The organism is Anaerococcus sp. (genome assembly GCF_022770135.1).
In the GTDB taxonomy this organism is placed as follows: Bacteria; Bacillota; Clostridia; order Tissierellales; family Peptoniphilaceae; genus Anaerococcus.
Genome location: NZ_JALEIL010000028.1, coordinates 1 through 11,138 on the forward strand (window position 1 = coordinate 1; position 11,138 = coordinate 11,138).

The 11,138-nt window shown below is 36.8% G+C and carries 9 protein-coding genes; 7 read left to right on the plus strand and 2 right to left on the minus strand.

Features of this window, described 5'->3' with window-relative positions; genetic code table 11:
- Both MRZ08_RS01200 and MRZ08_RS01205 read left to right on the plus strand, forming a co-directional pair.
- Positions 1-1,731, plus strand: a 1,731-nt coding sequence (locus MRZ08_RS01200) for an MMPL family transporter (protein ID WP_297378342.1), incomplete at its 5' end; no start/stop codon positions are given.
- A gap of 9 nt (positions 1,732-1,740) precedes the next feature.
- Positions 1,741-4,044 carry a hypothetical protein gene (locus tag MRZ08_RS01205; RefSeq protein WP_297378346.1) on the plus strand — a complete coding sequence of 768 codons (2,304 nt, stop codon included), beginning with the start codon at positions 1,741-1,743 and terminating at the stop codon, positions 4,042-4,044.
- A gap of 144 nt (positions 4,045-4,188) precedes the next feature.
- Here the strand turns inward: MRZ08_RS01205 and gltA are convergent, their stop codons facing one another.
- Positions 4,189-5,580 carry an NADPH-dependent glutamate synthase gene (gene gltA / locus MRZ08_RS01210; RefSeq protein WP_297378349.1) on the minus strand — a complete coding sequence of 464 codons (1,392 nt, stop codon included), beginning with the start codon at positions 5,578-5,580 and terminating at the stop codon, positions 4,189-4,191.
- Positions 5,573-6,409, minus strand: coding sequence for a sulfide/dihydroorotate dehydrogenase-like FAD/NAD-binding protein (locus MRZ08_RS01215; protein WP_297378352.1), 837 nt, complete (start codon positions 6,407-6,409; stop codon positions 5,573-5,575). The genes gltA and MRZ08_RS01215 overlap by 8 nt, the downstream gene beginning before the upstream one ends.
- Positions 6,410-6,523: 114 nt before the next feature.
- On the opposite strand from MRZ08_RS01215, the gene MRZ08_RS01220 reads away from it, so the two are divergent.
- The 5 genes from MRZ08_RS01220 to msrA all read left to right on the plus strand — a co-directional run bounded on the left by MRZ08_RS01220 (position 6,524) and on the right by msrA (position 10,958).
- The gene (locus MRZ08_RS01220; protein ID WP_297378355.1) at positions 6,524-8,293 is read left to right on the plus strand and encodes an ABC transporter ATP-binding protein; all 1,770 of its coding nucleotides are present in this window, start codon (positions 6,524-6,526) and stop codon (positions 8,291-8,293) included.
- A gap of 128 nt (positions 8,294-8,421) precedes the next feature.
- The gene (locus MRZ08_RS01225) at positions 8,422-9,189 is read left to right on the plus strand and encodes a DnaJ domain-containing protein (protein WP_297378357.1); all 768 of its coding nucleotides are present in this window, start codon (positions 8,422-8,424) and stop codon (positions 9,187-9,189) included.
- Positions 9,190-9,200: 11 nt separating this feature from the next.
- Positions 9,201-9,983 (plus strand): threonine/serine exporter family protein, encoded by a 783-nt coding sequence (locus tag MRZ08_RS01230; protein WP_297378360.1) that lies wholly within the window; start codon positions 9,201-9,203, stop codon positions 9,981-9,983.
- A gap of 13 nt (positions 9,984-9,996) precedes the next feature.
- Positions 9,997-10,473 carry a threonine/serine exporter family protein gene (locus tag MRZ08_RS01235; RefSeq protein WP_297378363.1) on the plus strand — a complete coding sequence of 159 codons (477 nt, stop codon included), beginning with the start codon at positions 9,997-9,999 and terminating at the stop codon, positions 10,471-10,473.
- Complete coding sequence (msrA, locus tag MRZ08_RS01240) at positions 10,470-10,958, plus strand: peptide-methionine (S)-S-oxide reductase MsrA (RefSeq protein WP_297378366.1); 489 nt, start codon at positions 10,470-10,472, stop codon at positions 10,956-10,958. Before MRZ08_RS01235 ends, msrA begins: the two co-directional genes overlap by 4 nt.
- Positions 10,959-11,138 lie beyond the last annotated feature (180 nt).

The following is an 11,138-nucleotide window of genomic DNA, read 5'->3' on the forward strand; positions in this document are numbered from 1 at the left end:
TTGCCAGATGAGATTAGAGATTTCTTCTATGCAGAAGATTCTACCATGCTTATGGTAAAGTTTAGCGAGTCTTCATCATCGTTTAAGACAATGGAAGCTATAGATAAGATAAGAGCTATCGAGTCCAAGGAGAAATTTTTAAGTGGTATGTCTTCTTTGGTTAAGGATACCAAGGATTTAATAGATCACGAAACACCAATTTATGTAGCCCTAGCGGTTGTACTTGCCTTGATTGTCCTTAGTTTTACAAATGAATCGACAATTATACCCTTTCTTTTCTTATTAAATATAGGCTATGCGATTCTTTATAACTTTGGTAGCAATATTTTCTTAGGAGAAATTTCATATATAACTAAGGCTATAGCGGCAGTTTTGCAGCTTGCTGTTACGACAGACTACTCAATCTTCTTATATCACAGATATGCAGAAGAAAAGAAAAGACGTGATTCCAACAATGTAGCTATGGATAAGGCTATGCAAAAAACTATAGCTTCAATCTTTGCTTCGTCACTTACTACATTTGCGGGATTTCTAGTACTTATATTGATGAGACTAGGACTTGGTAAGGATATCGGTCTTGTAATGAGTAAGGGTGTCCTTCTTGGATTAATTTCTACCGTAGTAGTATTGCCACCAATGATATTAATAGCTGAAAAACTAGTAGAAAGATTTAACCATAGGGCCTTCCTACCATCTTTCGAGAAGACTTCAAATCTTGTATTAAATCACAAGAAGACATTTTTCATAGCCTTCTTAATCCTTTTTGTGCCAGCAATTTATGGGGCACGAAACACAGACCTTTACTATAACTTAGATAGATCTCTTCCAGCAGACCTTGATTCGATTGTAGCCTTAAATAAGATGAAAAAAGATTATGACATGGCTTCAACCCACTTTGCTTTAGTTAGTGATGACTTGAGCAAGCAAAATATTAATGGACTTGTGGATGAGCTTGATAAGGTAGAAGGTGTAAACAATGTTTTAGGTATTGACTCTTTTACAGGCCTAACTCTTTCAGACAGTGCCCTACCAGATAAGTTAAAAGATATTTTCCACAAGAATGGTTATCAAATGCTAATGATGAATTCTAAGTATCAAACAGCATCTGATGAAGTAAATAATCAAGTTGATGAAATTAACAAAATAATAAAAGAACACGATCCTGATGGATATCTTACAGGAGAAGCAGTCCTTACAAAAGACCTTACTACTATATCTGACAGGGACTTCAAGATGGTAAATACAGCATCAATTATTACTGTATTTGTAATATTAGCAGTTGTTTTCAAATCAATAGGAATTCCTATTGTACTAATAGCAGTTATCGAACTTGCTATACAAATCAACATGGGTATACCATTCTACTTGGGTCAAACAATCCCATTTGTAACATCAATCATAATAGGAGTTGTTCAATTAGGATCTACCATCGATTACTCAATCCTTATGATGGATAGGTTCTTGGCAGAGTATAAGAAAAGTGGCGATGTAAATAAGTCGCTTAAGCTAACAGTGAAGGAAGCATCCAAATCTATTGTGACTTCAGCCCTATCATTTATGGCTGCGACAGTAGGTGTAGGCTTGTATTCAAAAATGGAAATAGTTTCAACAATATGTATGTTCTTGGCAAGGGGAGCAATAATAAGTATGCTTTCAATAATATTATTCCTACCAGCTATAATCAGCATAACATTTCCATTTATCAAAAAGACAACTAAGGGAATTAATTAGGAGGAAAAGATGAAAAATAAATTTGTAAAGAGCTTATCTGTAGCACTCGCAGGGTCAATGCTTGTGACAAATGTAGTTTTTGCAGATGGGACAGTTAAGAAAAACGAAACCATGTATGTAACACAAGAAGAAAATGAAATAAAAGATAAGACAGCTTCAATCTGGATTAACTCAGATGGAAATGTAAAGGTTAAGGATAAGTCTAATCTTAAAGATATCAAAAACCTAAAGACAGATGAAAAAATCGATCCAAAAGATGGTTATATAAATTGGAATGAAGATAGCAAGGATGTCTACTATCAAGGACAAGCGGAAGAAGACCTTCCTGTAGATATTTCTGTAAAATATTTTCTAGATGGTAAGGAGATTAAGGCAAAAGACCTAGAAGGAAAATCTGGTCACCTAAAAATCGAAATATCAGCTAAGAACAAAAGAAGCGGAATGGCTACAGTAAATGGTAAAGAACAAAAGGTATTTTCACCATATCTAGTACTTGCCGAAATTAACTTTGATGAAGATAAGGTTACAAATATAAAAACAGACGACGGCAAGGTCGTAAAAGATGGTAAAAACGAAATTGTAGCAGGAGTTCTCGCACCAGGACTTAGACAAAACTTTAAAGAAATCCTTGAAGATGATAAACTTGATAAGTTCAAGGATAAAATCGAGATGGAAATGGATGTAAAAGACTACAAGCCTACTGAGGTCTATGCAGTAATTACAAACGAACTCTTCCAAGATTCCGCTAATATTTCATCCTTAGATGATCTAAATAAGGGAATCGATGAGCTTGAATCAAATGCAGCAAAGCTCGTTGACGGATCAAATCAATTAGCAGATGGTGGAAATAGACTAAACGATGGTATAGGTCAGCTAAGTAATGGAGCAAGTGAGCTTGCTGCAGGTTCTGGCAAAATCGTATCATCATTCGATCAAATGGCAAATGCCTTTGCGGACCTACCTAACCAAGTTGGAACAATGACTTCAGCAATTGACATGCTAAATAATGGAGGAAGCAGTTTAGATCAAGGTATTAACCAATATACTGCCGGAGTTAATAAGATTAATGAAAATATGCCAAAACTTACAGAAGCTAGTAGACAGCTAGAAGCTGGAGCAAGTGATTTAGATGATGGTCTTCTAAAACTTGATAATGCAACATCTAGCCTCAAAGAAAAAATGGGAATGTCTGATGGCAAGGAAGATTTGGGTAGATTTACCGAATCCATGACTGAACTTAAGACAGGGCTTGATAGCCTATCAACAGGGATTGCCCCACTAAGTCAAGGAGTAAGTGAGCTTAGCCAAGGATTAAGTAAACTTGAAGACTCAAGCCGAGAGCTAAGTGGGGGAGTTAACAATCTTCAATCTTCCACTCAAAACATGCCAAGTCTTGATCAAAGTTCAGCCGATCTTACAGCCCAAGCTCAAGCTATTGATGCAGTAATAGCAAACTTAGAAGAAAATAACGAAGAAGGAAATCTAACAGGTCAAATCGAAAACCTAAGAGCTGTTAGAGATACTCTCTACCAAGAAAGTGAAAGCGTGGCTACAGCTGGATATGCTTATAGTCAAATCTCAGAGTCTCTTTCCGTTCTATCCCAAGGAGCAAGCGAGCTTAGCGGAGGAATCAGCCAAGCTTATAAGGGGGCTAATGAAATCGATGAGAAATTAAAGGCATCATCAGAAAAGATGATTACAGCTTCAAATAGTCTTGCCACAGGAACTGAAAAAATAAGTCAAGGATTTAATAAGAGTAATCTAGCTAAATTACAAGAATCTATAGTAATGTTAGATGAAGCTACAGGAAAGCTAAAACAAGGATCAGCTAAACTTAAAGAAGGAACTAGCCAAAACAGGGCAGGTGTTGAAAACTTAGCAGCTGCAGTAGCTGAACTTGACGGTAACTCTCAAAGCCTAAGAGAAGGTAGTGCAGACCTTTCAGGAGGATTGGCACAATTTGCCGAAAGAAGTAAGGCTCTATCATCCTTAGGAAATATCAATGAAGAAGCTATCAATCCTATGGCAGCTGGCCTTAACCAACTAAATGATGGAATAATGAAGCTTGATTCATCTACTAAAGAATTAAAAGACGGAAGTGATCAATATATGGCTTCATTTGAAGAGTTTAGATCTGGCCTAAGCGAATACAAGGCAAAGGGAATCGATGAAATTGCCAATAAAACATCTGAAGTAAATGAAATTTCAGAAATCTTAGATGAAATGAGTAAGCTTGCCAAAGAAAACAATTCAATCACAGGCACAAGCGATGACTTCGAAACAAGATCTAGGATAATTCAAAAGATCAAGTAAAAATCAAGAACCTGCGAAAGTGGGTTCTTTTTTGATGACTAAAACTAAAACAAAAAAGCTCTTAAAGCTTTGATTAAGTCTCACTTGTCCATAATTGTTTATGATGGGAAGTGCTTGATTTAATTAGCTTTAAGAGCTTTCATTTTATTTATCTTTTTCTCTTAAATATTTATCTATATTTTCTGCGGCTTTTTTACCTGCTCCCATGGCAAGGATTACTGTTGCAGCTCCGCTTACTGCATCTCCTCCGGCAAAGACAGCTTCTTTTGTGGTCATGGTCCTATCATCTATTATAATTCCGCCCCAGCTTTCTGTATCTATATCTGAGTTGGTATTTTTGATAAGTGGGTTAGGTGATTGGCCTATGGCGATTATTACAGATTCAAACTCACATTCTTCAAATTCATCTGTAGGAATAGGACGTCTCCTGCCAGAGCTATCTGGCTGACCTAGTTCCATTTTTTCTAGCTTTACCTTCTTAACCCAGCCATTTTCTCCTATGATTTCTACTGGATTGTGGAGATTCATGAAATTGATACCTTCTTCTCGGGCGTGGTGGCTTTCTTCGACTCTTGCAGGCATTTCTTCGAAGCTTCTCCTGTAGGCAATAGTTACATCCGCTCCCATTCTCTTGGCAGATCTTGCGGCATCCATCGCCACGTTTCCTCCACCTACAACACAAACTTTCTTTCCGATATGGATTGCCGTGTCGTATTCGGGGAACTTGTAGGCCTTCATTAGGTTCATCCTTGTTAGAAATTCATTAGCTGAATATACTCCATTTAAGTTTTCTCCAGGAATACCTAGAAATCTTGGAAGTCCAGCCCCTGTAGAAAGGTAGATTGCTTCAAATCCTTGATCGAAGAGGTCTTTTATAGAAATTGTCCTTCCTACGATTGTATTAGTCTGAAGCTTGACACCGAGACCTATTACGTTCTTAAGCTCCTTTTGGACGAGCTTTTTAGGAAGTCTAAATTCTGGTATACCATACATCAAAACTCCACCTGCTGTGTGGAAGGCGTCAAATAAAACCACTTTATATCCAAGTTTTGCTAGATCTGCAGCAGCAGAAAGTCCTGAAGGACCAGCTCCTACTACCGCTACCTTTTTGTTTATGCTAGTTACCTCGATTGGCTTGTTGTATTTTTTATTATTTCTATAATCTGCAACGAATCTTTCAAGTCTACCAATTCCTACAGGCTCGTCTTTTATGCCTCTAGTACATTTTCCTTCACATTGGACCTCTTGTGGGCAGACCCTGCCACAGATTGCAGGAAGGTTGTTGGTCTCTGATATCTTTCTATAAGCTCCATCGAGGTCATCTTCTAGGATTAGATGGATGAACTCAGGGATTTTTACTCCTACTGGGCAACCTGATACACAAGGTTTGTTTTTACATTGGATGCATCGACTAGCTTCTTCCTTAGCCATTTCTAATGTATATCCCAGACTTACTTCCTCGAAATTCTTATTTCTTACATCAGGGTCTTGTTCTGGCATTGGAACTTTCGTCTTTGCCATATTAAATTTAGCCATTTCTTACCTCCCCTGTTAGATTACATATATGCTCACGCTCTTCTGTGGCGTAGTTTCTTGATCTATTCATCGCTTCATCAAAATCCACCAAGAATCCATCAAAGTCTGGACCATCAACACAAGCAAACTTCATCTCGCCTCCAACTGTAAGTCTACAACATCCACACATGCCTGTTCCATCAACCATGATAGAGTTCATGGATACAGTTGTAGGAATATCGTGTGGTTTTGTAACTTTGACTACATTTTTCATCATGATGGCAGGACCAATTGTTAGGACGTGGTCGTATTCTTTTCCTTCTTCTATGAGATCTTCTAGAACTTGGGTTACGAAGCCTTGTCTTCCATAAGATCCATCGTCTGTTGTTATGTATAAATTATCTGATGAAGCCTTAAGCTCATCTTCTAGGATTATTATATCCTTATTCTTAAAGCCCATTATTACATCGACATTAGCTCCGATTTCATGGAGGTATTTGGCTTGTGGATAGGCGATAGCTGTACCTAAACCTCCTCCAATGACACAGACATTTTTACCTTTGAGATAATCAAGCTCGGTTGGCTTTCCTAGTGGACCTACAAAGTCGAGGAAGCCATCTCCTGCCTTTAAGGCATTCATTCTCATTGTAGTACCACCTACAACTTGGACTATGATAGTTACATTTTCATCATCCGTTGATGAGATAGTAAAGGGAACTCTTTCGCCCTTTTCATCAAGTCTTAGAATAATAAATTGGCCAGGCAGAGCTTTTTTGGCAATAGCTGGTGCCTTTACGACAAATTTAATTGTATTATCATTTAGATTAGTTTTTTCTATAATTCTTGCCATAAGATCCTCCTAATATTATATTACCAAATACTAAGTTAATTTACAATAAGGGTGCAAAAGTATAGGGAAATAGTAGAGTATATATTATTGATAATATTTAAAGGAAGGAGAAATATGACAGAGAAAAAATACACTAACAAGTATTTGCTTAAAAGATTTATACCTTATTATAAACCTTACAAGAAAATACTTACTATAGATTTGATATCAGCTGCCCTTACAACTATAAGTCAGCTAGTCCTTCCTCTATTGCTATCCTACCTAACAGATTGGGCTCAGTTGGGCCTTCTCGATATGCCTAGGCTAGGAAAGGTCGCTTTAATCTATCTTGCGACTAAGTTTATAGAGGTTGTGTCAAGATTTATCATGCAATCCTATGGACACATCATGGGTGCACTAATAGAAAAGGATATGAGAGGGGATGTCTTCTCCCATCTTTTGACAATGGATACGGAGTTTTTCAATGAGGCCAAGATAGGCCAGCTTATGGCGAGGATGACTACAGACTTAAATGAGATTACAGAATTCTCCCACCATGTACCAGAAGAATTTCTAGTAGCAGCTATTAAACTTGCTATATCCTTTGTAGTCTTATTAACTATTAACTGGCAGCTTTCTTTAATTATATACATCCTAATTCCAATCATGTATATATTCTCTAGGAAATCCAGACAGAAGTTTAGACAAGCGACTATGAATACAAGAAAGCAAATCGGCGCCATTAACTCAGGAATCGAGGATACTCTTCTTGGGATCAATGTTGTAAAAAGTTTTGCCAATGAAGATATAGAAAAGGAAAAGTTTGGCAAGGAAAATGAGAAGTTTGCAGATATCAAGAAGGACCAATACTTCAATATGGCCAAATACTTCTGTGTCAAGGATGCCTTTTCAGGCTTTATGTACGCAGTTCTAATCCTTGTCGGAGGAATCTTTGTAATCCAAAAGACAATCACTGCAGGAGATCTTATCGCCTTTACCATGTATCTAAACATGCTAGTTGCAACTATCGAAAGACTAATTAACTTCACCGATACCTACGAGAGAGGAACAACTGGTATAGAAAGATTTGTCCAAATCATGAATCTCGATAGGGACATATATGATAAGGAAGAAGCTAGTAAATTAGAGGACGTTCAAGGAAAAATAGAATTTGACCATGTTTATTTCAAATATCCTGAGACCAAAGAGGAAGACCCTTATGTCCTAGATAATATGTCCTTTACCATAGATGTAGGAGAAAATATAGCCCTAGTTGGTCCGTCTGGAGCTGGAAAGACGACAATATCTAAGCTAATCCCAAGATTTTATGATGTCGATGATGGAGCTATTAGAATTGATGGGGATAATATCAAGGATTTAACCATAGACTCCCTAAGAGATAATATAGGAATAGTCCAACAAGATGTCTATCTTTTCAGTGGAACCATCAAGGATAATATCAAATACGGTAAGGAAGATGCCACAGATGAAGAAATCGAAAAGGCAGCAGAGCTTGCAGGAGCCTTGGAATTTATAAGTGACCTTCCTTATGGCTTTGATACCTATATAGGAGAGCGTGGAGTGAAGCTTTCTGGCGGACAGAAACAGAGAATATCTATAGCTAGAGTCTTTCTCAAAAACCCACCAATTCTTATTCTAGATGAGGCGACAAGTGCCCTAGATAATAAGAGCGAGGCAATAGTTCAATCATCTCTAGAAAAATTAAGCAAGGGAAGAACAACTCTCACTATAGCCCACAGACTATCTACAATAATAAATGCAGACGAAATCCTAGTCTTAACCTATGATGGTATAGTAGAAAGAGGAAATCACAAGGACCTCCTTGCTAAAAAGGGAGTCTACTATAATTTATATAATTCAAACAATACAGACTTGTTTGGATAATAAGGAGCAGGGAGACCTGCTTTTTCTTTGGATAATTTTAAATAAAACAGCTTTTAGCAAACTTTTCCTAAATACGATGATTTTATTAGGCTCAAGTCGTATAATCCTATAATAGATAAGGAGATAATATGGGAAAATTTTTCGGTAAGATTTTACATGTACTGGCCACTATATTGGGCAGTATATTTAATCTATTAATAAACATAATGAACGTAATAACAATGACCTTTGAGGGGATTAGACAATTACTTATGCTAATATTTGTCTTTGGCTGCTCCACATTTTTCTTCTTTCCTGTCTTGGCCTTGGCCATACCGAGGAAGTGGTGGACTGTTATATTTATAATACTAATCATCCCAATCCTTGGTCCCAAGTTTATATCCATGCTCAAATACGGCAACTACACACTAACAGAGTGGATGTATGATAGGGCGGATTCATTGATTACAGGAAGGAAAGTCGGCTACGATTCTATTTCTGATTATTCGAACAAGTATAAGTTTGAAAGAGAAGAAGAAAGAAGAAGGGCGGCCGAAGAAGCTGCAAGAGCTCGTCAGGAAGAAATGAACAGAAGGTTTGAGGAGATGTTTAGAGGCTTTAGCTATACAAACATGAATCAAGGAAACTGGAATTCCTATAATACAAATTCTGGCTATAGTAATATGACAAATGACCTTGGTTTTAAAGAAAAGTACGAGAAAGCTTGTAGGACACTTGGCCTAGATTATCAGACTGATATATATGAGGTCAAGCTTAACTATAGAAAGCTTGCCAAAAAGTATCATCCAGATATAAACAAGGACCCAGGTGCTACAGAGAAATTCCAGGAAGTAAACGACGCCTATGAATTCTTGACAGAAGATAATATTAACAAATATAAGTCGAACTACAGATGAGGGAGAAAATGATGACTGAAACAATATCTAGCTTAGATCAGGCTGTTATCCTTTCAGAAATCGCCTCCAACGCTGGAGCTATAATGCTTGCCAATGGGGCAGAAATTTATAGGGTGGAGGATACAGTAGAAAGAATAATAAGAAGCAAAAAAAATATCAGAGACGTAGATGTTTACTCTACTGCCAATGTCATTGTCCTATCCTTTTCTTTCAACAAGGAGATCCATACAAATATAAGAAGAGTAAAGTCTAGGACCTTCAACCTATACTATATAAACAAGGTTAACTCATTTTCCAGAGAATTTGTTAGTGGCAATTACAGCTTACAGGAAGCCTTAAGGGAATTAAATAAAATAAAGGCAGATCCCGGATATCCTTTAATACTACAAATATTAGGATCGGCACTTTCTGCTGCTGCTTTTACAATACTTTTGGGTGGAAAGATAACAGATATGCTAATATCTTTCTTAGTTGGATTTGTATCATATATAGTAAGCTTTCAGTTTCAGGAGGCAAACTTTGGCTTCTTCCTAGTAAACTTTATTGCAGGGCTCGTAGTAAGTTTGATCACAGTAACATTTAGACTCTTCCTACCTTATATAGCAGTAGATAAAATAGTCATAGGATCGATGATGGCCTTCCTTCCAGGAATCACCCTGACAAATGCCATGAGAGATTTGATGAGCGGGGATGTTACTAGTGGGCTAACGGGAGCTACAACTGCAATCTTAGTATCTACTGCCCTTGCTCTGGGAGTTGCTATGCCAATAACAATTGCAACCTACATTAGATAGATAAGGAGGATAAATGTATATTTACGAATTTATAGTATCTTCCATAGCGGCTATAGGATTTGCTTTGATATTTCAAGTTCCCAAAAAGCCTCTACTAATCTCTGCATTAAATGCAGGGTTTGGTTGGGTAATATACAAAATGACAATATCCTACACAGGAAGTGTCTATATAGGAACTTTTCTTTCGGCCTTCGTCATATCATTTATATCAGAATTCTGTGCAAGATATTTCAAATTTCCTGCTCTGGTCTTTATAGTGCCAGGAGTCATCAACCTATGTCCAGGAGAAGCTATATTTAATACTATGAAATACTTCATTAATAACGAAAGTGCCTTGGTTTTACTAACCCTATCCAAGGCCCTAGCTATTGCTGGAGCCATATCATTTGGAATACTTTTATCATCATCATTTTCTAGGAATATGAAAAACTTTAGAAGAAGAAAAGTTAAGAGGACTAACTACTTAAACTATTTTAGGAGGAAAAAATGAAACAAAGAATATATCTAGCAGGCGGATGCTTCTGGGGAGTAGATGCGTACTTTAAAGAAATAGAAGGAGTCGACAAAACAGAAGCAGGATACGCTAATGGAAAGACAGAAGATACCTTCTATGAAAATCTCAAAAACTCAGACCACGCCGAAACAGTAAAAGTGACCTATGATGATGAAGAAATTAGCCTAGAAAAATTGCTAGAATATTTCTACTATATAATAGATCCATTTTCTATCAACAAACAAGGTGGGGATATGGGAAGACAATATAGGACTGGCATATATTCAGATGATGAAAAGATTCTAGAAAAAGTAAGAAAATTTATAGAAGAAAAGCAAAAAAACGAAGAAGAAAAAATCCAGGTTGAAGTAGAAAAGCTTAAAAACTATATAAAAGCAGAAGAATATCACCAAGATTATCTAAAGAAAAACCCAAATGGATATTGCCACGTAAATCTTTCTGATAGGCCAGATTTCAACTAAACAATATAGATTGACCAAGATGCCCGATATCAAAAAAAGGGCATCTTATATTTTTTTAAGAAATTATTTGACATGGGTAAAAATCCATGGTATTATATAACAGTCGGCGAGAGCTGATGGAACCAATTAAATTAAATAAACAATAACATAACCTAAAATTCTTTTGAAATAAAGGATAAC